The organism is Vibrio sp. A1-b2 (assembly GCF_021726015.1).
Taxonomy (GTDB): domain Bacteria; phylum Pseudomonadota; class Gammaproteobacteria; order Enterobacterales; family Vibrionaceae; genus Vibrio; species Vibrio diazotrophicus.
Map to the genome: position 1 here is coordinate 109,672 of NZ_JAKKCI010000002.1, position 22,389 is coordinate 132,060.

At 41.5% G+C, this 22,389-nt stretch carries 15 protein-coding genes and 1 pseudogene; 9 read left to right on the top strand and 7 right to left on the bottom strand.

Annotated features, from left to right (window positions below; genetic code table 11):
* Positions 1–70 precede the first annotated feature (70 nt).
* The gene (locus L3V23_RS05365; protein WP_042487356.1) at positions 71–1,375 is read left to right on the top strand and encodes an inosine/guanosine kinase; all 1,305 of its coding nucleotides are present in this window, start codon (positions 71–73) and stop codon (positions 1,373–1,375) included.
* Between the two features lie 299 nt (positions 1,376–1,674).
* On the top strand, positions 1,675–3,414 hold the full coding sequence (locus tag L3V23_RS05370) for an EAL domain-containing protein (protein ID WP_102963987.1): 1,740 nt from the start codon (positions 1,675–1,677) through the stop codon (positions 3,412–3,414).
* An 11-nt stretch (positions 3,415–3,425) separates the two neighbouring features.
* On the opposite strand, the gene L3V23_RS05375 is transcribed toward L3V23_RS05370, so the two are convergent.
* The 4 genes from L3V23_RS05375 to L3V23_RS05390 all read right to left on the bottom strand — a co-directional run bounded on the left by L3V23_RS05375 (position 3,426) and on the right by L3V23_RS05390 (position 8,798).
* Entirely contained in the window at positions 3,426–5,390 is a 1,965-nt protein-coding gene (locus L3V23_RS05375; RefSeq protein ID WP_237291995.1) for an LTA synthase family protein, read from the bottom strand.
* Between the two features lie 232 nt (positions 5,391–5,622).
* A complete protein-coding gene (locus tag L3V23_RS05380) occupies positions 5,623–6,633 on the bottom strand; it encodes a serine protease (RefSeq protein WP_102966891.1) in 1,011 nt (336 codons plus the stop codon).
* Between the two features lie 117 nt (positions 6,634–6,750).
* Positions 6,751–7,884 (bottom strand): glycine cleavage system aminomethyltransferase GcvT, encoded by a 1,134-nt coding sequence (gene gcvT / locus L3V23_RS05385; RefSeq protein WP_180980347.1) that lies wholly within the window; start codon positions 7,882–7,884, stop codon positions 6,751–6,753.
* Positions 7,885–8,174: 290 nt separating this feature from the next.
* Positions 8,175–8,798: an XRE family transcriptional regulator gene (locus L3V23_RS05390; protein ID WP_042487373.1), complete on the bottom strand. Its 624-nt coding sequence runs from the start codon at positions 8,796–8,798 to the stop codon at positions 8,175–8,177.
* 585 nt (positions 8,799–9,383) lie between these two features.
* Between L3V23_RS05390 and gcvH the strand changes: the two genes are divergently transcribed.
* On the top strand, positions 9,384–9,764 hold the full coding sequence (gene gcvH / locus L3V23_RS05395) for a glycine cleavage system protein GcvH (protein ID WP_042487376.1): 381 nt from the start codon (positions 9,384–9,386) through the stop codon (positions 9,762–9,764).
* A gap of 88 nt (positions 9,765–9,852) precedes the next feature.
* The gene (gene gcvP, locus L3V23_RS05400) at positions 9,853–12,714 is read left to right on the top strand and encodes an aminomethyl-transferring glycine dehydrogenase (RefSeq protein ID WP_102966910.1); all 2,862 of its coding nucleotides are present in this window, start codon (positions 9,853–9,855) and stop codon (positions 12,712–12,714) included.
* 415 nt (positions 12,715–13,129) lie between these two features.
* On the opposite strand, the gene L3V23_RS05405 is transcribed toward gcvP, so the two are convergent.
* The gene (locus L3V23_RS05405; RefSeq protein WP_102966893.1) at positions 13,130–13,624 is read right to left on the bottom strand and encodes a DUF2938 domain-containing protein; all 495 of its coding nucleotides are present in this window, start codon (positions 13,622–13,624) and stop codon (positions 13,130–13,132) included.
* A 90-nt stretch (positions 13,625–13,714) separates the two neighbouring features.
* Between L3V23_RS05405 and L3V23_RS05410 the strand changes: the two genes are divergently transcribed.
* The gene (locus tag L3V23_RS05410; protein ID WP_042487382.1) at positions 13,715–14,104 is read left to right on the top strand and encodes a helix-turn-helix domain-containing protein; all 390 of its coding nucleotides are present in this window, start codon (positions 13,715–13,717) and stop codon (positions 14,102–14,104) included.
* Between the two features lie 219 nt (positions 14,105–14,323).
* On the opposite strand, the gene L3V23_RS05415 is transcribed toward L3V23_RS05410, so the two are convergent.
* Together L3V23_RS05415 and L3V23_RS05420 are read right to left on the bottom strand one after the other, a co-directional pair.
* The gene (locus L3V23_RS05415) at positions 14,324–15,154 is read right to left on the bottom strand and encodes an AraC family transcriptional regulator (protein WP_237291996.1); all 831 of its coding nucleotides are present in this window, start codon (positions 15,152–15,154) and stop codon (positions 14,324–14,326) included.
* A gap of 13 nt (positions 15,155–15,167) precedes the next feature.
* Complete coding sequence (locus L3V23_RS05420; RefSeq protein ID WP_237291997.1) at positions 15,168–15,761, bottom strand: LysE family translocator; 594 nt, start codon at positions 15,759–15,761, stop codon at positions 15,168–15,170.
* 370 nt (positions 15,762–16,131) lie between these two features.
* Here L3V23_RS05420 and L3V23_RS05425 point away from each other — a divergent pair, with 370 nt between their 5' ends.
* The 4 genes and pseudogenes from L3V23_RS05425 (at position 16,132) to acnA (ending at position 22,049) form a co-directional block, all read left to right on the top strand.
* The gene (locus tag L3V23_RS05425; RefSeq protein ID WP_102966896.1) at positions 16,132–17,337 is read left to right on the top strand and encodes a DUF1611 domain-containing protein; all 1,206 of its coding nucleotides are present in this window, start codon (positions 16,132–16,134) and stop codon (positions 17,335–17,337) included.
* On the top strand, positions 17,334–18,467 hold the full coding sequence (locus tag L3V23_RS05430; RefSeq protein ID WP_237291998.1) for an alanine/ornithine racemase family PLP-dependent enzyme: 1,134 nt from the start codon (positions 17,334–17,336) through the stop codon (positions 18,465–18,467). The genes L3V23_RS05425 and L3V23_RS05430 overlap by 4 nt, the downstream gene beginning before the upstream one ends.
* Before the next feature lie 409 nt (positions 18,468–18,876).
* Positions 18,877–19,079, top strand: a pseudogene (locus L3V23_RS05435) (cold shock domain-containing protein).
* 246 nt (positions 19,080–19,325) lie between these two features.
* Positions 19,326–22,049 (top strand): aconitate hydratase AcnA, encoded by a 2,724-nt coding sequence (gene acnA / locus L3V23_RS05440; protein WP_237291999.1) that lies wholly within the window; start codon positions 19,326–19,328, stop codon positions 22,047–22,049.
* The last annotated feature ends 340 nt before the right edge of the window (positions 22,050–22,389 follow it).

A 22,389-nucleotide genomic window follows, 5' to 3' on the forward strand; every position in this document is an offset into this window, starting at 1 on the left:
AATAAAATGAAAATATAAAAATATATTTGTGATATTATGCACGAAATATTTCTTTCCCCTTACAGTCAAGATGAAGTTTCCCGGACAGCGTAAATCTAAGCACTACTTTCCGACACATGCTCGAGATCCACTACTCAACCACATTCAGCAGGCGCCAAAGCTACATCGTCCAACTATCGTTGGTGTTGGCCAAACAATTGTTGATATAGAAGCTCGAGTCGATAACGATTTCTTAGCCAAATACAATTTGAGCAAAGGTCATTCTCTTGTCCTAGAAGAGGCTAAAGCAGATGCCTTATATAGGGAGCTGGTTGAGCTGAATCTCATCACCCATCAACATCCGGGTGACACCATTGGCAATACGCTACACAACTATTCCGTGCTGGCAGATAGCAAATCTGTGCTTCTTGGTGTTATGTCTAAAAACATCGAAGTAGGTTCATTTGCCTATCGTTACTTATGTCGAACTTCTTCACGCATGAACCTCAATCATCTTCAAACGGTTGATGGACCTATAGGTCGTTGCTATACGTTAATCACCGAAGATGGCGAACGTACCTTTGCGATAAATGAAGGCCACATGAATAAGTTGCGTCCGGATAGTATTCCTGAGCAAGTATTCGAAAAAGCGTCGGCTTTGGTTGTCTCTTCTTATCTTATGCGTGGAAAGCCTGAAGATCCTATGCCTCAAGCGGTTCAACGAGCGATTGAATTAGCCAAGGCAAACAACATTCCTGTAGTGTTAACTCTGGGCACCAAGTACGTCATTGAGGGCAATGAGAAATGGTGGCAAGAGTTTCTAAAGGAAAACGTCACTGTCGTGGCTATGAATGAAGAAGAAGGTGAAGCGTTAACGGGGCATAAAGATCCGCTTCTTGCATCAGACGCCGCTCTTCAATGGGTCGATTTAGTTCTCTGTACCGCAGGACCAATCGGCTTGTTTATGGCTGGTTATACTGACGAATCCAGTAAGCGTGAAACAGAACTACCACTACTTCCGGGCAACATTCCAGAGTTTAATAAGTACGAATTCAGCCGTGCCATGCGCAAAAATGACTGTACAAACCCAGTCAAAATCTATTCACACATTGGCCCTTATCTTGGTGGTCCACTAGAAATAAAGAATACCAACGGAGCGGGTGACGGTGCTTTATCTGCGCTGTTGCATGATATGGCGGCCAACGCCTTCCATCTGATTAATGTGCCAAATTCCGTTAAGCACGATCAGCCATATCTGACTTACTCTTCTCTCTCTCAGGTATGTAAATACGCAAACCGTGTCAGCTATGAAGTGTTAACACAGCACTCACCTCGCTTATCTCGATCGTTGCCTGAACGCGAAGACAGTTTGGAAGAGGCGTATTGGGAACGCTAAACACATTTCTGACGAAAACAAAAATGCGGCGCTTAGCCGCATTTTTATAGGTCTATTGTTTTAAACATCAAAGAGATGCGCTATTACAAGTGTACTTTTTGTTATTAAAGCTTGCGCTATAGCACGATTAGCAACAATTATTATTATCAATAATTGAATCACTATTCATTTAGATTTAAATTGAAACATCGTTTAGGATTAATGCTCTAAAGCTCTAGCCTTACAGATGTTTTAGGTTCATATTTCTTTCATCCATTTTTCGCATTATGGTTAGCAGTTGTTAGAGTTGGTATGCGGTTATGTCGTTAAAACAAGATAAATTATCTGTTATAGAGAATGCTCTAGATGACACGTATTTAAAGCGTTTAGTGCATATATTCGACGTGTTTAAACACGGTGTTTTCTATATGGATGAACAGGGTTTAATGACTTTTTATAATCCTGAGTTTTATCATCAATTCGGATTCGAATCGAAGACTATTGAACTCTCAGATTGGTTCAGCATAGTACACCCTTTAGATGCAGCGTTGCTTGATAGCCGAATCGGCCAACATATTGATGAAGGTGGGAATGTCGTTACTCAGTACCGTTTAAGAAAGACTAATGGACAGTACATATGGGTTGAAGGTGTCGCAACGACAAAAAACATATGCGGGCATGCCTTTATGATTGGAAGTCATCGAGATATCTCCGACCAAAAACTGATGGAATCCTATCTCCACCAAGCAGCCTTTTTTGACAACGCCACTGGTCTTTCAAATAGAACCAAACTGATACACGACATAGAAGCCCTCGCCAAAAAACCACAACTAAACGCCGCCCTTATCTATATCCAGATCGACGATATTAAGTCATATCTTAACCAATATGGCACAGATGTTTTTCAGCAGATTATTGAACACTTAACGGGTGCGTTACGTGTACTTCCTGATGATGATTGCGAGCACTATCGCGTACGTTCCGATGATTTTGCTGTGTTGCTTTACGGCGACTACACCACTGGAGAACTTCAACGACTTTGCCAAAATATCCTTAAGCACTATGCAGAATCTACACTCGAATATGGCAAGTTGTATGGGGACAAAATTAGTATTGGTGTTTATCCTTACATAGACACCAATTTAACGCCTTCTGAGTGCTTAAGTATAGCTTCGAGAACTTGCCAATTTGCAGGTGAAAACAATTGCTCTCGTATTGAGATCTATACTGGCAGAACTCAGAACAGTGTTGACCGTTTCTTTTTTATTGAGAAAGAACTTAAAGAAGCAATACACTCTCGCTCTCTGAGTGTAAAGTTCCAACCCATAATCAACGCAGCCAATGGCAAAGTTGCCAGTTTCGAGGCTTTAGTCCGGTGGAGGTCTAAAGGTTATGGCGAAATATACCCCGATGAATTTATTCCTATTGCTGAAAAAAAAGGACTGATTAATGAGCTGGGGTATTTAGTTTTTGCTAAAGCGTGTGAATTCATTAGTCGCTACAACCAATTAAACAAAGCCAACATACGCGTAAACGTAAACGTTTCGGTATTGCAACTCTTAGACACTAACTTCCCAACCAATCTTTTTACTCTCGCTGTAAATTCTAATGTCGAACCAAAATCCATTGTTCTGGAACTAACAGAGACCGTCATGCTCGACGGGAACAAGAATGCACTAAACCAGATTTATATTCTCAGCAGTATGGGATTTTCGTTGTCACTTGATGATTTTGGGTCCGGTTTCAGTTCGATTCACAGCTTCTTAGGCTTACCGCTAAAACAAATTAAGATAGATAGAGTGATGACAACGAAGTCGATGACCAATGATGCTTATGAGCAGTATCTACAGTTTATTACTCAATTATGCCGCTCAAAAGGGATTGATATTGTGTTTGAAGGTATTGAAGATCAAGCCATGTTCCAAAAATACAAAGACATGGGCGCATCTTATTTTCAAGGTTATTGGTTCTCTAAACCCCTGTCTGTTGCCAGCGCTAGCCGCTATACACTGCTTAGAAGTGACGTTATTCCTCAAGCAGTGCCAAAAACAACTGCTTGAGGAGATTCTTGTTATTGATTCACAGCGTAGCTCTTTTGAGCCGTATAGTAATTGTTGTCAAATGCTAAATTCCCCCACATAGCGTTGGCGTGAGCTTTAATCACCGTCGCTTCACTGAGAGGTGCTGCGGTCAACGAATCTTCATTTGGATTATAAGTGTAAGTAGAAATGCCCTTCTCTGGCTGAATAATCACCACCTCGTTATCTGCTGTCATCCAAGCAAAGTTCTTATCGCGCTGCATCATTGCTCGTTGTTTTTCAACAGGGACTTCATGTGTTAAATCATGTCCTATCATAGGGTTCTGGCTACTGATGCCAGCCAACGATAGTAGTGTCGGTACCAAATCTATTTGACTCACCAAGCGATCATCCATTTGAGGCTCAATACCACCACCGAAGATCACCGCAGGAATTTTAAAGTGTCCTATTGGCACTGGGAGCGTCCCCGTCGCACGAGCATCATGATCCGCAATCACTGCAAAAACAGTGTTGTTCCAATATTTAGATTTCTTCGCCTTTTCGACAAACTCTCCTAACGCATAATCAGCATACTTAACCGCATTTTCTACGGTTTGTTTAGGTTGGTTGTGTGGCTCAATAACACTATCTGGATATTCAAACGGGCTATGGTTAGAAGAGGTAAACACCAAACTAAAAAACGGCTGTTCTGTTTTTGATAGCTGTGCAAATTGTTCATCGGCTTTCGTAAAGAGGTCTTGATCCGAAGCTCCCCAAGAGCCAACATATTTTGGAGAAGAAAATGTTGGAAAATCTTGCATATCGACAAAGCCATTACCTAAGAAAAAGCTCTTCATATTATCGAAATGACTTTCCCCACCATAGATAAATTGAGTGTGGTATTGGTTTGCTTTCAACAGATTAGCGATGGTAAAGAAGTTCGTCTGGCTCTTACCCAGTTTAACTACAGCTCTAGCTGGTGTCGGAGAAAAGCCTGTTGTTACCGCTTCGATACCGCGAACTGAGCGAGTACCTGTAGCGTACATTCTTGTAAATGCCCAGCCTTCTTGAATCAGTTTGTCCAGATTTGGAGAAGCATCAATACCACCCAAACTCTTTACGTAACGTGCCCCATGGCTCTCCAACAACAGAATCACAACATTCTTTCTTGGACCGGTATAAGACGCAACATGATTAGCCAGTGTTGGTTTTTGATTATCAGCGAATGCTTTTGAATTAATATTCATAGAATCTTTGATCTGTTCAACAATCAGTTGCTTATCCATTTTTGGATAAAACTCAAATGCGCTCGCTTCTGAGCCCATTTGTTTGGCTGCGAATATTACGGAATAAGAGGAGTTTAACGTCAAGTCATTCACTAAAGGGTCAGCAGCAAATGCCACCATCGCAGGGTTTAATGGACGGTGTCCAAGAGATGAACGAGCCCCCATCAAGCATAAAGCAACCACAGCAACAGCAATCAAAGGCCGCCAGTACCAACGTGGGTATGTTAATGATTTAACGACAGACGCAGACCATTTCCAACCAACAATAAGCGTTATGGCACTTACAGCGAGCCCCAAAAATAGCTCAAGCTTGTAGCCTGACCAAAGCATGCCAAATACTTCTTTAGGATAAATAAGATATTCAACAAACAATCGATTAGGTCGCAAATCGTATTCAATGATAAAAGGCGGTGTCGCGGCTTCCATATAAACCACTAACCACAAACCAGCCGTTATCCAAATCCTAAGAATCCAGTTCCACACACGACCAATGACGTGATCACCTGAAAGAAGTGAAGCTAATAGGGCTGGAAGAATAAAAAGATAAGATACAGACGCGAAATCAACACGCAACCCACTCAGTAGGATCTCAACCCATCCGTGAGCGTCTGATACACGGTCGAAATGCCATAAGGACAATCCTATGCGTGAAAGAGTAAACAAAACAATCATCGCAACGGAAGCTGCGGCTAAAGGGTAAATTGGCCCCAATAAAAATTTAAATCTATTCAAGATATTCTCTTTTATAATTAATTATTTATAAAAATATTACTATCAATATATGATGACCATTGTGCATGTAATGATTATGTAAACAAGCTGGAAAACATAAACTATAGAACTAGATCTCACTAACTAGAAAGCAGGTGAATTATGCCGGGAGCGATGTGAAAAAAATGTCGTCGAGCACGTGTATCTCTATGACAACGACTTTAAGAAATGGTTGAAAGGAAATTTAGATATTTTATTGAATACTGCGCCTTACTAGCGCAAAAAGACTCATAAATAATAGCGACATAAAACCCAATGCCCCTCCGCCAGAATCTCCTGAGCTAGAAGGTTCTTTTCCGATACTGTCTACATATGCCTGTCTTTTTGCATCGGTCGCGATATATTTTGCTGTTTCGGTACCCGCTAGCACGGTGTCAATCCAAGCTTGATAGTCATAAACTTCGGTAAAGACTGAAGTAGAATTAAAGCTAGCATCACCACAAAACGTCGAAGGACCAAAACTGGTTAATCCGACTTGAATATAATTACTACCAGAATACCAATATAGAGGTCCTCCGGAATCACCTTGGCAAGTACTGGCTTCTAAACCATTTGACGGACTTACTACCCCTTCCATACATAATTTGGTGTCTGTCATGTTGCTGTAATTACATGAACTATTATCCACATATTTTAGAGAGGCTTTCTGCAAATAATCTTTCTCATCCACTCCTGTTTTAGTATTGCCATGCCCTACTGCATAGAAAGTCTCAGAGCTACTACGGTAAGTCGTACCAGTGGAAGGTCTGTTAGCGTAATGACTAGTGTTGATCGTTGTTAATGGAGATTCTAACTGCAGAATCGCGATATCATTATTCAGCGTAGAATTGTTGTAATCATCCCGATAATAGATTTTAGCTACGCGTTTCTTTTCAGTGATGTTGTACGGAAAATAACTCTCATACTGTAAGTCCGGAACAACAGTAGTAAACAGCGAATAAAGGTTGTTGTCTGGGTCCGCGCTATAAACACAATGAGCAGCAGTGAGTATATGAGTGGAATTCAAAATTGTTCCACCACAATAATTCCCCTCATAATAGGTGTTGTTGTAATCGATCAAATCAACAAACAGAGCCACATAGGAAGGAAAAGTTGTGATGCTGGCGTCGGTGCCGTTCACAATATAAGCCTGATAATCTTCAGAAGCAGCTAGATGGCAACTCATCCCTATCAGGGTGGACAACAAAACAGCCTTGTTCTTCATAATATTCATCCGTAACTTACATCTGGTATTAATTATTTTAGACGGCTAATGTAAATAAAAAAGAGCCGTAAGACTAGACTTACGACTCTTAGGACTAACCTATTTATTTAGATTCACTTAACCGCGGTAGTATCTTTGCGGTACAAACGGCATTTTTTCTACCAACATCGGGAGCATCTTGCCACGAACTTCTGCAAATACTTCTGTACCGACTGTGGCGAAATCAGTGCGGACATAAGCCATAGACACTGGTTTCTCCGCTGTTGGGCCTGCCGTGCCACTAGTAACGACACCAATATGTTGACCATCTGCATCAAACAACTCGGTACCTTCACGTACTGGTGCTTTAGTCTGACCAACTAAACCAACGCGTTTGCGTGCCACATCTTTAGTCGCGATCTGATTGAGGATAATATCAGCACCAGGGAAACCGCCCTCTCGTGCACCGCCTGTGCGGCGTACTGGCTGAATCGCCCATAGCAAGCTTGCTTCTACTGGCGTAGTTGTTGTATCTAAATCATGTCCGTATAGACATAAACCACACTCTAGGCGTAGAGAGTCACGAGCACCCAGACCAATCCATTCAACTTCTTCAAATGAAATCAGCTTACGAGCCAGTTTTTGAGCTTGGTCAGCTGGAACTGAAATCTCATAGCCATCTTCGCCGGTGTAACCACTGCGGCTAACAATGCATTCAATGCCATCAATGCTAACTTGCTGAATATCCATAAAGAGCATATCGGCTACAGCAGGTTGCAGACGAGCTAGAACTTCGACGGCTTTTGGGCCTTGAAGTGCTAACAGTGCTCTGTCTTCAATAATTTCAAGTTCAACCTCAGAAGGTAAATGAGCTTGCAGATGATCGATATCCTGTTCTTTACAAGCCGCATTAACGACCACGAACAGATGATCACCTAAATTAGCGACCATAAGGTCGTCTAAAATACCACCTTCTTCATTAGTGAAAAATGCGTAACGCTGCTTGCCTTGAGGCAAGTCCACGATATCCACAGGAACTAGAGTTTCTAGTGCTTGAGCAGCACCTACACCATGCAGACGAAGCTGACCCATATGCGAAACATCAAACAGTCCCGCAGCCTCGCGAGTATGCAAGTGCTCTTTTTTTACGCCTAGTGAATACTGAACAGGCATATCATAGCCTGCGAAAGGAACCATCTTTGCACCAACTTCAATGTGCAAAGCATGTAAAGGAGTAACTAGAAGTTCCTGAGTCGCATGTTCTTGAGTCATTTTATTCTCCATTTTGCCAAGCTCTTATACGTAGAGTCAGCCATCTCAAAAAGCAAAAGTTCCATAAAGCGGAAACCATGTTTCCAATAGTAAACAAGAATGCGCCTGTTTTCTCTGATTAACAAGTTTCAAACAGTGACTAAGATCTAAGTTAACAACTCAATCACATTCTGAGTAAGCAACAAAAACGCCGCATTGATTCTATAAACATCAATGCGGCGTATTTTTCTTCAAATCAAAACAAAATGCAAACGTTTGCCTTCACTATAGGAAACTTTGTATTTTTGAGTCTATTTTGCGGTTACCCAGAGAATATGAGCATCATCTTCACTTAATGAAACCAGCATATGCCCCATTGTGGCGTCATAGTAGACGCTGTCACCCTCTTCTAGGCGGACAGGTTCATAAAACTCGCTATAGAACATAACCACACCTTCGAGAATAAGAAGAAACTCCTCTCCGTCATGGCGAACCCAGTCACTGTACTCTTCAAAAGCACGAGCTCGAACTCGACTTTTAAATGGCATCATTTTCTTATTTGATAACTGAGTGGCTAAAAGTTCATGTTCATAGGTCTGTGTCGGATGCGGTTTCCCAGCACTGCTTTTTGTTATATCTCTACGCCCTGTCGCCAGTATTTTCTTAGGCGGTTCAAATAGTTGAGGCATATCGATTTGCAAACCATGAGCCAACTTTTGCATAGCTTGGAAAGTTGGCGAAATCTGTTCATTCTCTATCTTGCTTAATGTCGAGCGAGCCAAACCCGTTCGATTACTTGCTTCTTCTAACGTGATCCCTAACTTTGTTCGGATATCTTTTATTCTCTGCCCAAGTTTTAAAGGTTCTATATTTTGTTCACTTGCTTCTTTGGCAAGTATCATTGATGGGTACTCATCATAAATGTCTTCTGACATGCTTTCCCTCTAATGAATAGCATTCCTGTATTTGAAAATCATTGTGGCACAAAGCTATTGATTCATTAAAGAGCACATATTGAAATAAAGCGTGCTTTGGCTAACAAAAACGTCATGCATGTTTCCTATAGGAAATTTTTCATTGATTGTTGTCACACCAAAGAGTATGTTACTGGCTTGTTAGCTAAGCCAATAATGGTGGTATCGCTGAACCGGTTAAATTTAACATTTTTACTTAACAAAATGCTTATCAGAATCGACCGAGTTCACATTGCGAAGCTCAAGCAATAATCACAATACCAAGAGCACAACCATTCAGAATTTTTGAAGCGAAGCATAGACAAAATAAATCATCTCTTTTTGCATCAGAGATGCCTATCATTACTTTTGATGTGGAATTCACACATCATCACGAATAGATAGGTTTAAGCTGTTTAGAATTTGAAATCGTTGTTGATAAGGTCTATCTAAAAAGTCTGTCGACAACAAAACATTTGATAATGCTTGAAGATTGAATGGAACGTTAATACTCAAGGCTCCATTCAATCGGTAGTACAGTTTGGATACTTTTTTGGAGAATTAGCAATGGACAATACACTGAAGTTTACAGAAAGCCATGAATGGGTTCGTGACAACGGTGATGGCACTGTAACTATCGGTATTTCTGAGCACGCTCAAGAAATGCTGGGTGATGTGGTTTTCGTTGAACTACCAGAAACAGATACAGAGATTGATGCTGGAGACAGCTTTTCACTTGTTGAATCTGTAAAAGCAGCTTCTGATATCTATGCACCAGTATCTGGTGTGGTAGTTGAAGTAAATGAAGAGCTACAAGATAGCCCTGAGCTTATCAACGAAGAACCTTATGAAGGCGGCTGGATTGTGAAAGTAAAAATGTCCGATCCTGCAGAGCTTGACGATCTTAAAGATGCCGAAGAGTATCTGAGCTCAATCGAAGAAGACTAATTTATACAACAGGAAAGCTGTCCATTTGGGCAGCTTTTTTCAAAGCCACGCAAGCGAGTTGTCTCGTGGTTTAGAAGGTAAAGGGAAAATGACTGAACTACTTCATAGCCTAAGCACGCAAAATGAATTTGTTGCTCGACACAATGGACCTAATCATAACGATCAAGCAAAGATGCTTGCGACCATCAAGGCTGAGAGCTTAACCGCACTTATCGCAGATACGGTTCCATCAAACATTCGCCTAGAATCTCCGCTTAATCTTGCTCCAGCAAAAAGCGAAGCAGACATGCTTGCTGCTATGCGTGTTTTCGCAGAGCAAAACCAAGTCAAAAGAACATTCATTGGCCAGGGTTACTACAACACTTTCACGCCAAACGTAATCTTACGTAACGTGCTTGAAAACCCAGGCTGGTATACCGCATATACACCATACCAACCAGAGATCTCTCAAGGTCGTTTAGAGTCTTTGTTGAATTACCAGCAAATGGTAATGGACCTAACGGGTATGGACATTGCCAACGCATCACTACTTGATGAAGCTACAGCGGCAGCTGAAGCAATGACTCTGTGTCAACGCGCAGGTAAGAGCAAGAGCAACAACTTCTTTGTAGCGGATGATGTTCATCCACAAACTATCGAAGTGGTGAAGACTCGTGCAGAGTTCTTTGGTTTTGAAGTTATTATCGGCGCAATCGATTTCCTTGCAGAGCAAGATGTTTTCGGTGCACTTGTTCAATACCCTAGCACTACAGGTGAAGTTCGCGATTTAACCGATATCATCGAAAAAGCACACGCAAACAAAACGTTAGTAACAGTAGCCACAGATCTTTTGGCGAGCACTCTACTAAAACCAGCAGGTGAAATGGGCGCAGACGTAGTAATCGGTTCTGCTCAACGCTTTGGCGTACCTATGGGTTACGGCGGTCCGCATGCTGCGTTTATGGCAACTCGCGAAGCTTACAAACGTACTATGCCAGGCCGTGTTATCGGCGTATCCATTGACAGCAAAGGCAACCAAGCACTTCGTATGGCAATGCAGACTCGCGAACAACATATTCGTCGTGAGAAAGCGACCTCGAACATCTGTACAGCTCAAGCTCTGCTTGCAAACATGGCCTCTTTCTACGCGGTATACCATGGCGCAGAAGGTTTATTGAAGATTGCTCGTCGTACTCATCATTTAACAGCAATCCTTGCCGCTGGTTTAACTAAATCAGGCTACGAGCTTGCACACAACAGCTTCTTCGACACGATTACTATCAATACTGGTAGCAACACTGATGCTGTTTATCTAAAAGCACAACAAGCGGATATCAACTTACGCAAACTTTCAAATCAGCTTGGTATTAGCTTCGATGAAACGACAACACTTGCAGATATCGAAACTTTGTTTGCTATCTTCGACGTTAAAGAAGATATCTCTGAACTTTCAAACACAATCGCAAGTAATGAATTCGCGGCTATTCCTGAGAACTGCCGTCGTGCTTCTAAGTATCTGACTCACCCAGTGTTTAACACGCACCGTAGTGAAACGCAGATGATGCGTTACCTGAAGAAACTTGAAAACAAAGACTTCTCTCTGACTCACGGTATGATTCCACTGGGCAGTTGTACGATGAAACTGAACGCGGCTGCAGAGATGATCCCAGTGACATGGCCTGAGTTCGGAGCACTACACCCGTTTGCGCCAAAAGCACAAGCTGCTGGTTATACCGCTCTAGCGAATGATCTGAAAGAGAAGCTATGTGAGATTACAGGCTACGATGCATTTTCTCTTCAACCAAACTCAGGTGCTTCAGGCGAATATGCTGGCCTACTTGCGATTCAACGTTACCACCAAAGCCGTGGTGAAGGTCATCGCAACGTATGTTTAATCCCAAGCTCTGCACATGGTACTAACCCAGCTACAGCATCAATGGTTTCATTGAAAGTGGTTGTAGTTAAATGTGATGAGAACGGAAACATCGATTTGGGCGACCTTGCAGATAAGATTGAAAAACACAAAGACAATCTATCAAGCATTATGATCACTTACCCTTCTACACACGGTGTTTACGAAGAGCAAGTACGTGAAGTTTGTGACATGGTACATGCAGCAGGCGGTCAGGTTTACCTAGACGGTGCAAACATGAACGCTCAGGTTGGCCTAACTTCTCCGGGCTTCATCGGCTCAGATGTTTCGCATCTGAACCTACACAAAACGTTCTGTATTCCACACGGTGGTGGCGGTCCGGGTATGGGACCAATTGGCGTTAAGTCTCACTTAGCACCATTCCTTCCGGGTCATATCGAAGATGGCGTTGAAGGCACCGACTATGCGGTTTCAGCAGCCGATATCGGCAGTGCTTCTATTCTTCCTATTTCATGGGCATATATTGCAATGATGGGAACAGAAGGCCTAACTGATGCAACCAAAGTGGCCATTCTGAACGCTAACTATGTGATGGAACGCCTACGCCCACACTACCCAGTATTGTACCGTGGTAAAAATGGCCGTGTAGCCCATGAATGTATTATCGACATTCGCCCATTAAAAGAAGAAACAGGTATCAGCGAAGAAGACATAGCTAAGCGTTTAATGGACTACGGATTCCATGCACCAACTATGTCCTTCCCTGTTGCTGGTACATTAATGGTAGAGCCAACGGAGTCTGAAGATTTAGCTGAGCTAGACCGTTTCTGTGATGCAATGATCGCAATTCGTGAAGAAATCAACCAAGTTCATAACGGTGTTTGGCCACTGGAAAACAACCCATTGGTTAACGCTCCTCATACTCAAGTTGATCTATCAAGCACAGAGTGGGATCACCCATATTCACGTGAAATTGCTTGCTTCCCAAGTAAGCAAACGAAAGAGTCAAAATACTGGCCAACAGTTAACCGAGTAGACAACGTCTATGGTGACCGCAACCTAATCTGTTCTTGCCCTAGCATTGAAAGCTACGAGTAGCGATTGAATCTGTTGATGACTATTAATAAATTTTGTGACTAACTAAGTTACAGAGAGTAAAGGCGAACCGAGTGGTTCGCCTTTTTGCTATTAAGCCAAAACAATCTTGGACAAAAGCGGTGTCACATATTTTCGATTTGCATACACCACATATACGCCCAGAGGTTTCGGCTCCCACTCTGTTAGCAGCCCTACCAACTCACCACTTGCAATAAGAGGTTTAGCTGCAGCTACTGTCTGTAAACTGATTCCATGGCCTTTTTCTGTTGCTGACAACTAATGCAGTTATCAATACTACGAAAAAATGGATATCAACGTATTGATACTCGAGCTAATAGTTATTGCAGGAGGAACACTACACCTATATCAAAACACTCATTTAGTGGAAAGAGTTCGTTATCGGGGCTACTAAATTTCACAAGAAACGATAGTTCAATACCAAAGCCGACCAGAATAGGCCAATTCCATAGAAGCTGTGAGCCAATAAACTGAGTCCCCTAGCTTTCCATGGAGAGGGAGTTTTGCTCGCTGCAACCCCAAAGCCCAGGCAAGGTTGGATGATGATGAAAGGAAAAATCAGGGTAACGATACCAGTTATTAGAGCTGGAAGCATATGCGGATCAACTAGCCATACTTCGCCCAATAGTAATACATGAACTAAGGCGAAAACGATACCTATCAAATAATGTAGGCTCCAACCCAAAATTTTTTCTCCTTGTATAGGTGTTGTGTCCATTATTGTATGGTGAATCAACTGACCTCTTGGTATTAAACTTACCCACCGTGCTACAAGTGCATAATCGAGAGACTGAATTCGTAGTACTCGTTTTTGAAAACATGCCCATGCATCCATAATTAGAGTGGCACCAATACCAATCAAAATTGTTTGTAGCCAGTCCATTGTATCCATTCGATATTCCTCATTGTATTTCATCAAGAACTTGGTAGATTGGCTCGCATGATACAACTTGAAGTTGACTTTAAGTCAATGGTGGATTTTATGGATATTGCGACCGTGTCTAGTGAGTCTGGGTTAAAACCTTCAACACTGAGATATTATGAAAAACTCGGACTTATTCATTCTATTGGTAGAAAAGGACTACGACGACAATACGCGCCAAATGTGTTGAATAAACTGAATATTATCTCCTTAGGGCGTTTGGCTGGATTATCACTAAGTGAAATTTCAACGATGTTTAATGAAAACGATGAATTGGCTATTGATCGAGTTTTGCTTACTCAAAAAACGATAGAGATTGATGCGCAAATTAAACGGCTAAAAGCGGTACGAGATAGTCTAAATCATGTAGCGACGTGCCCTCAACCATCTCACTTAGAGTGCCCATCATTCCAAAAAATGATGAAGTCAGTTAAGCACTATATGTCTTAGACGCTGTATAGAAAGCCATTATCCTCCAGTCATTAAGAGAATCGTATTCGATGGCATTTTGGAGTATCAAACTTTAAAGTTCTGGTACGGAAAAACTGGAAGACCATATTGCATATAGGTTTACATGAGAGAGCATTCTCGTCCCATTTTTTTGCAATTCCGTCTTCCTATGTGTCTGACTCTCTCCTATTTATCTTCCAACTCCCAACAGTTAAACATTCACATACCAATAAAATGTGACTGGTAATATTTGGGAGTAACCGCCAAACGCTTTTTAAACTGGCGTTGGAAGTGAGCTTGATCTGAAAAGCCTAAACTATGAGCCACCTCTGTTAGAGAGCTTCCCGTTCTCAACATCACCTTAGAACGTTTTATCTTCTCATCCATCAAATAGGCGTAAGGAGGTAGCCCATACTGGATCTTAAATGCTCTAAGTAACTGGTATCGACTCATCCCGGCTTCCTTCGCTAAGCTCTCAAGTTCATGATGCTCTGCTATTCCATCAAGTAACTTTTCCTTGATACGCTTGATAGGAGGAGCGAGGAGTTTTTCTTCTTTGATTGACCTCGATTTGTAGAGACTGGACTCAACAAAATCATAAAAACAAGACTCTATGTTCAAGCTAGAAGACTCATCTTCTAATGCAGAAAATAGTGTTAGATATTGATGTTTCAGGGATTCATTGCGTTCATAATCAGCGTTGAAAGGCTGGTAGTCTAAGCTAATACACTGACTTTTCTCACGTAAGACATCTTGCTGCATCTGCCCCATTTTAAAAGCATTAACAAACAACATGCTATAGGACCATACATCTTGCTCTGGATTACAGGAATGAATATCAGAAGGGTTAATTGTTACTAAGTCTCCAACCCCTATAACATGAGATTTGTTTCGATTTTTATAAACAGCACAACCTTGGCGAATAACACCAAAGGAAAACTCGTCATGCGAGTGAGCTCCGTAGCAAGCGTTGCTCTTATTCGCAACTCGCAATTCTACCCACGGAAGAACAGAGTTTTGCTTAAAACGAGTACTGTTATCTCTTTTCATACCAGATGTTTTCTCAGTTCCAAATCATGATTACAGACACAAGTAGTATCATCGCCATTACTCGATTAAATATCTGCTGTCTTCTTTTGCCATTTAGGTAATTGGTGAGCATTGAACCAACTACTGCCCATATGCCTACACCGACCAAGCAAGCAATTAGTGAAACTAATGTGTACATCCATAACCATGACTGTTGTTCGTTCTGTCCAACAACAAAAAGGCTAACACCTGACATAGCCACTAACCAAGCTTTGGGGTTTAACAACTGAACCAAAGCCCCATTTGCCCAACCTAAATGATGCCCATCTTCGACACTCAAACTTTCCAAAGGAGCCGAATATAACTTGTAGGCAAGATAGCATAGGAATGCACTCGCTATAAACTGCATCCAAAGCTCGACCTTGGGCAACCACTCAACAAAGGTATTTAGAGTAATACCAGTGATAAACACAACAATTGTATAAGCTATCGAAGCTCCAAACACATACGTTACTGCGACATTCTTACCGCGTTGAGCGACCGTCGAAGCTGCAATCAGGTTCACAGGGCCAGGAGTCACTGCACCAACAAATGCGAAACTAACCATCGCGACAAATATACTGTCCATTCCATTCCTTTCTCTATCTAGAGCCATATAGGTAAAAATAACAGGTATAAAATGACAGTATTGAATGATATTGCAGTGACGTTTCTGATTAAAAGATTCAAATATTTATTAGGTCAATGATTGATACGAAGACAGCATGGAACACGAAAGAAAGCTTGCTGAATTAATGAGCCCAAATTTGCCCAATTAGCTCTAGTAAGGTTTGAAAGTGACGGATGCAGAAAGCGTGTTAATAATAACCAACAAAAGTATAGTAAGTGTGTTACCTTAGTTTTTATCCCTACCGCTTAGTAGGGACTTCTTTTCTTTTCCGAACTCGCATCTCGGCACTCCTTAGTTGCCCTCCTAAGCCTCACAACAGGCTTTAGTTATGCCCATCTCAACCCCAAAGTTAATAAACATATTCAAACTCACTAGAAGTGAAAATGTAGAAACTAACAATGACACCCACCGTATAGCACCTTGGTTACCTCTAGCTCAGAAAGTAAAACCTATCATCCCGTCTGCGATTATATATTGTGAAGGCAATTTCGGTAAAATTGATGGTAAAACAGCTAATGGTCTAGTTAGGCATTCATTAAACTATCGTATTCTATCGGTTATTGATAGTGAATCTGCCAGCTTAGATACTGGAGAAGTACTAGATAACAAAGCCAATGGAATACCTATCCTTGCTAATACAGAAGAGGCTATCAATCACGCAGAAAGCATTCCCGACTACTTCATTTTTGGTATTGCGCCATCAAGTGGCTTTTTATCTGACATAGATAAAAGCATCATTTTAAATGCCATGTCACTAGGAATGAACATTGTTAATGGTTTACATGAATTTCTTACCGATGATCCTCTATTTTTAGAAGCTAGCTTAAAGAATAACGTTCGAATATTAGATACTCGCAAACCCAAAAATAAAAGTGACATGAAAACGTTTAGCGGGACAATACACAGCGTTAAATGTCCGAGAATTGCTGTAATGGGAACGGATTGTGCGCTAGGAAAACGAACAACAGCAACGATATTGGCAAGTGAACTAACAAAAAAAGGCCTTAACGTTGTTCTTATTGCCACCGGTCAAACGGGCATTATGCAAGGCGCACAATACTGCGTTGCACTTGATGCTGTTCCTTCACAATTTTGTGCAGGTGAGTTGGAATCTGTCATTGTACAGGCCTATGAGAAAGAGGCCCCTGACTTGATTATTATTGAAGGGCAAGGAGCCTTAAGTCACCCTGCGTTTTCAACCAGCGCTTTTATCTTACGTGGCAGTTGTCCTACAGGTGTGATATTACAACACGCCCCTAAGCGTTTATATCGTATTGATTTTCCTGATTGCCCAATGCCCTCTATTGCCTCGGAAATCAATCTTATCGAAACATTTTCTAATACCAATGTAATTGGACTAACGCTCAATCATGAAGGTATGTCTTTGGATGAAACATACCGTGCGATAGATAGGTATAACACCGAATTTGGTATACCTGTTACTGATGCATTATCACAACCTGTTGAACATCTACTGAACATCGTAGTGTCAGCCTTCCCTATAATCGCAAGTAAACTGGCCGGAAAAGAGTGAACTACCCTAGGTTAGACATCGACTGTGGGAAAATTCACCACAACGCTCAGTTCCTTATTACTCAGCTCTCACTGAAAAACATCTCAATTACGCCTGTAACAAAAGCCTTCCTCGGCCACCCTATCATCGCACAAGTTCTTATTGATGCTGGCGCAACAATGTTAGCGGATTCAAGAATTGAAAATCTTCAAAAGATGACAGAATCTGGCATTTCTATCCCTAAAATGCTGATACGCACACCCATGCTAAGCCAAGCGGCTAGCGTAATTAAGTATAGTGACGTGAGTTTAAATTCTGAAGTAGAAGTTATTCAGAGGCTTTCATATTTAGCGGAACAACAAAATTGTCGTCACGATATTATTATTATGGTTGAGCTAGGCGATCTTAGAGAAGGTGTGATGCCGAATCGCATGATTGATTTTGTCCGTGAGATTATTTCTTTACCGAACATCACAATAAAAGGAATTGGTGCAAATTTGGCCTGTCGGTATGGTGTCGCTCCAGATGATCAAAATATGATGATTCTTTCTGATCTTGCCGATGGGATTGAAGTTACATTTGGAATCAGCCTAGAGATTATTTCAGGGGGAAATTCTGCTTCTGTTAACTGGGCTCTTCAGAGAACTGGCCTAACTCGAGTAAATAACCTTCGTATAGGAGAAGCCATTTTTTTAGGCTGTGAACCTTTAGAGCAGGAAAATATCAAAGGTTTACATACAGACGCGGTTTCTTTGACCGCAGAAGTGATTGAATCCAATATTAAACCGACTTTGCCTTGGGGAAATCGGGGGTTAAATGCTTTTGGTGAAAATCAAAGGCTTCAAGATAGAGGGGTGGTCTCACAAGCTATTCTTGCATTAGGCCGCCAAGATGTTTGTGTCAGCGGTCTTAAGGCTCCGAATGGGATTAAGATCATGTCCTCAACCAGCGATCATCTTGTCCTTGAATCTTCACAGAAACCATTATTTGTAGGGGAAACAGTCACATTCAGTCTAGATTATAGTGCTCTCTTATCTTCTATGTCTTCACGTTATATTCATAAATACTTCAAGGCACCTAAAGGGGCAAAAATATTTCAGCCGGGTGTGTCCAAATCGAAGCTGAACATAATCAGTTACAGCTCTTGCTAGATTAGTAAATTTCAAATTATTGGAAGTTTGGCAAAGACCTAACCTTCAAAACTAGACGGCTTATCCAGAAAGTGTCTATCAAGTCAGTAGATATTCAATCTAAGCGCTAATATCTATGGAATCATCGCAATTAACCAAAACGTTAAAAATATTGCTGATATTTTTTCATAAATATCATCACCGTATAACTAAAAGAATATATGGCTGAGGACTAAAGCAACTATTTAAAAATTAAGTCTTATACTTAAAGTAGTTCTGCCAGTTTGAGTTATTTTTTTCATTATAAAACAAGTTTCCTTTCACAGTAATTCTCGAAATTTTTCGTTTAACTTCTGCGACAGCCCTCTTGAGTGACTATGAAATAACTCAAGTTATCAGATCCTTAGGCTATAAAATAATCGTGGTATATATGTCTGATAGAGGCAATGAATCAGTAAAATGGTTTAACGAAAATAAAGGATCTGGTTTTATCACCAAGGATAGTGATGGCAAGAATATTTTCGTTCGACTTCATCTGATGGATTTAAGACCCTATTGGACGGACAAAAAGTCAGTTTTGAAGTTGAATTTGGTGAGAAAGGTCCGCAAGCAACAAAAGTGGCTCTCATCTAGATACGGTTGAAGGCACAGTAATCACAAGCTTTCCTTCATTTTTTGAGTCTAGTTATTGTTTGGTGGCAACAGTCCATTCCAACTTATTCCTTCTTTTGGATTTTCAACTCTGATCCTTTCACTTTATAGATTTTGAAATGATTAAAGTTATTTGGATATGGGAAAAAATAAAAATGCCCAAAAAACATCTCTACGACAAGGAGGTTCCTTTTACAAAGGTCAACCATTATTGAAAGGAAACAAATCATGATACCTACCAACGAAAAATCACGGTGCCAAACATATCTAAGATCACTGGATGTAAAAGGTATTGAATATAGATACTGGTCGTTAAGAAAACTTGCCCAAGATTATCAAGTAAGCCTGTCCAACATTCCCTTTACTAAGCGCCTGCTTATTGAAAATGTAATGCGTCAATCCTCTGACTTAAAAGAATCATCTCGAATTATCGAAGCTTTATTTCTTAAAAAATCGACGTTCGATTCCGAGAGCAGCAGTAACTCATCAGAATTTAATTTCTATCCCAGCAGAGTGCTAATGCAAGACTATACCGGCATACCTGCTTTGGTCGATCTTGCCGCGATAAGAGATGCTGTAGCTCAAGGGGGCGGAGACCCGTGCCATGTAACACCTAAGTGCCCGGTAGATCTAGTCATAGACCACTCGTTAATTGTTGACCAGTCAGGTTCAGAATCCTCAATACATACGAATCGTAAACATGAAATGGCTCGAAATAGAGAGCGCTATACATTCCTTAAGTGGGCACAAAAAAACTTCCGTAACTTGACCGTTATACCGCCAGGTAAGGGCATATGCCATCAAGTGAATCTGGAGTATCTATCTCAAGTGGTTCGTGTAAACGAAAATGGAGTGTTAACACCAGATACTGTTATAGGAACTGACAGCCACACTACTATGGTTAACGGGTTGGGTGTGTTGGGTTGGGGAGTGGGAGGTATAGAAGCCGAAGCTGTAATGCTGGGTCAACCGCTCAATATTGCCGTCCCACGTGTTGTCGGCGTGCGTCTTGATGGGCAATTGCGTCCCGGCGTTACAGCTACTGATCTGGTTTTAACAATTACAGAAAAGTTGCGGTTCCACGGAGTGGTCGGTAAGTTCGTAGAGTACTTTGGTTGTGGCGTAGCGCATTTATCTGTGCCCGACCGTGCTACTCTAGCCAATATGGCCCCAGAGTATGGCGCCACATGTGGATTTTTCCCGATTGACGAAAACACGATTACCTATTTAACACTTACAAACCGCCCCTCTTCATTAGTTGATAGAGTTCGTGCTTATGCTCAAGAGCAAGCACTATGGTTGGATACAAACAGCCCTTCACCGGAATATGATGAAACTGTTGTGGTGAATTTATCTGATATTGTCACTTCAATAGCAGGTCCCAAACGACCGCAAGATAGACTTAACATCAGTGCAATTAAGCAAGTGACTCTTGATCATTGTTCTATTGAAGGTGCCTCAAAGTTAGACCGCTTAGACTCATATAAGCACTTAAACCATGGCGATGTCGTCATTGCTGCTATCACATCATGCACTAACACATCGAACCCTGCTGTTATGCTTACTGCTGGTCTGGTTGCTATGGCAGCAGTTGAAAAAGGGTTGACAGTTCCTAGTTATGTCAAAACTTCTCTCGCACCCGGGTCATTAGCTGTCGCTCGATATCTCAACGATACTGGTTTACAACACTACCTAGACCTATTGGGATTTCATCGCGTTGGATACGGCTGCACAACATGCATTGGTAACTCTGGCCCACTGAAGAATAATCTTGAAACCGAGATCGTAGAAAACAACCTGAACGTATCGGCAGTATTATCAGGCAATCGGAACTTTGAAGGCCGAATTCACCCATCCGTTAGCCTAAACTGGCTTGCCTCACCACCATTAGTCGTCGCATTTGCGCTAGCGGGTACAACCTGTATTGACTTAGAAAACGAACCAATTGCTATCAATGGTAACAATGAACCTGTATTTCTAAGAGATCTTTGGCCAAGCCAATCCACGCTAAATGAAATGCTGAATCAAGTACATGAAAGCCACTTTAGATTGAGCTACAACGATATTACTGAAGGCAATGAAGAATGGGAACAATTGTCGATGAAAGATAGTCCCTGCTACCCGTGGGACGAAAACTCCACTTATATACAACGCCCACCATTTTTGGAAGTACCACCACCAACTTTTCCTATTGAATCAGCGCGTGTATTAGCAATTTTGGGGGATTCGATTACAACCGATCATATTTCACCAGCGGGTCTCATTTCAGAAAATAGTCCGGCGGGTCAATATTTGCTTTCAAAAAACGTCCCATCAGGGGAGTTCAATAGCTATGGTTCACGCCGAGGCAATCATCACATCATGGTTCGAGGGACTTTTTCAAATTCACGTTTGGAGAACAAAATTGCCTCCCCGACTATAGGCGGTTTCACGAGATGTCACGGCGATACCAAACTTAATGACTGTAACATGTCGACCACTGAGAAAGCGTCCCCAGTTATTCCTATTTTCGACGCGAGCAGGAGATCAATTGAACTTCAAGTTCCTTTGGTAATATTTGCTGGCAAAGAGTATGGATCAGGTTCTAGTCGAGATTGGGCGGCAAAAGGATGTTTGTTATTGAATGTAAAAGCGGTAGTCGCGGAATCGTTTGAACGGATTCATCGCAGTAATTTAGTCGGTATGGGCGTGCTGCCTCTTCAACTGACGCGACCAGATGAATTGGATTCACTGACTCTAGAGGGTAATGAGACCGTATTTATCGCCCCGAATGAACCTATAAAGCCCTTATTAGACTTGAATATTATCGTGGTAACCGCTCAAGGTTCCGAACTCACCATTCCAGTTATTGCACGTATAGATAATTACAAGGAGCTAGAGTATTTCAACTCAGGAGGTATTCTTCAGTATGTTCTGAAGCAGCTGAAAGCGAATATACCTAAAATGTCATAGTGAAATCTGCCCCTCTAGCGATGGAATAGCGGCTTCTGCGATAATTTATTACCGCAGACTGCCGCCCCTCTATATTTCAGATCTGATGTTGTTCTTCTTTTCTCTCTCACAGAGAAATACCGTAAAAGTTAGAACGAGCAATGTTGCACAGATGGAAGCTGAGAAAGTCCCAAGATTTATAGCATTAATGTGGTCAGGGCTATAAGCCAATTCCTAGATAAACAAGACCATCGTAAAACCAAAACTGGCTAACATATCGCCTGATAAATCATTCCCTCTACTAGAGAGAAGAGTAAAACGTTGCGAACTCCCAAGAACCTCATATTTCTCGAAGAACAAT

What these genes read in the sequence shown, in the direction of transcription:
- L3V23_RS05365 (WP_042487356.1), top strand. Translation starts at nt 71, where the DNA reads ATGAAGTTTCCCGGACAGCGTAAATCTAAGCACTACTTTCCGACACAT.
- L3V23_RS05370 (WP_102963987.1), top strand. Translation starts at nt 1,675, where the DNA reads ATGTCGTTAAAACAAGATAAATTATCTGTTATAGAGAATGCTCTAGAT.
- L3V23_RS05380 (WP_102966891.1), bottom strand. Translation starts at nt 6,633, where the DNA reads ATGAAGAACAAGGCTGTTTTGTTGTCCACCCTGATAGGGATGAGTTGC.
- gcvT (WP_180980347.1), bottom strand. Translation starts at nt 7,884, where the DNA reads ATGACTCAAGAACATGCGACTCAGGAACTTCTAGTTACTCCTTTACAT.
- L3V23_RS05390 (WP_042487373.1), bottom strand. Translation starts at nt 8,798, where the DNA reads ATGTCAGAAGACATTTATGATGAGTACCCATCAATGATACTTGCCAAA.
- gcvH (WP_042487376.1), top strand. Translation starts at nt 9,384, where the DNA reads ATGGACAATACACTGAAGTTTACAGAAAGCCATGAATGGGTTCGTGAC.
- gcvP (WP_102966910.1), top strand. Translation starts at nt 9,853, where the DNA reads ATGACTGAACTACTTCATAGCCTAAGCACGCAAAATGAATTTGTTGCT.
- L3V23_RS05405 (WP_102966893.1), bottom strand. Translation starts at nt 13,624, where the DNA reads ATGGATACAATGGACTGGCTACAAACAATTTTGATTGGTATTGGTGCC.
- L3V23_RS05410 (WP_042487382.1), top strand. Translation starts at nt 13,715, where the DNA reads ATGGATATTGCGACCGTGTCTAGTGAGTCTGGGTTAAAACCTTCAACA.
- L3V23_RS05415 (WP_237291996.1), bottom strand. Translation starts at nt 15,154, where the DNA reads ATGAAAAGAGATAACAGTACTCGTTTTAAGCAAAACTCTGTTCTTCCG.
- L3V23_RS05420 (WP_237291997.1), bottom strand. Translation starts at nt 15,761, where the DNA reads ATGGACAGTATATTTGTCGCGATGGTTAGTTTCGCATTTGTTGGTGCA.
- L3V23_RS05425 (WP_102966896.1), top strand. Translation starts at nt 16,132, where the DNA reads ATGCCCATCTCAACCCCAAAGTTAATAAACATATTCAAACTCACTAGA.
- acnA (WP_237291999.1), top strand. Translation starts at nt 19,326, where the DNA reads ATGATACCTACCAACGAAAAATCACGGTGCCAAACATATCTAAGATCA.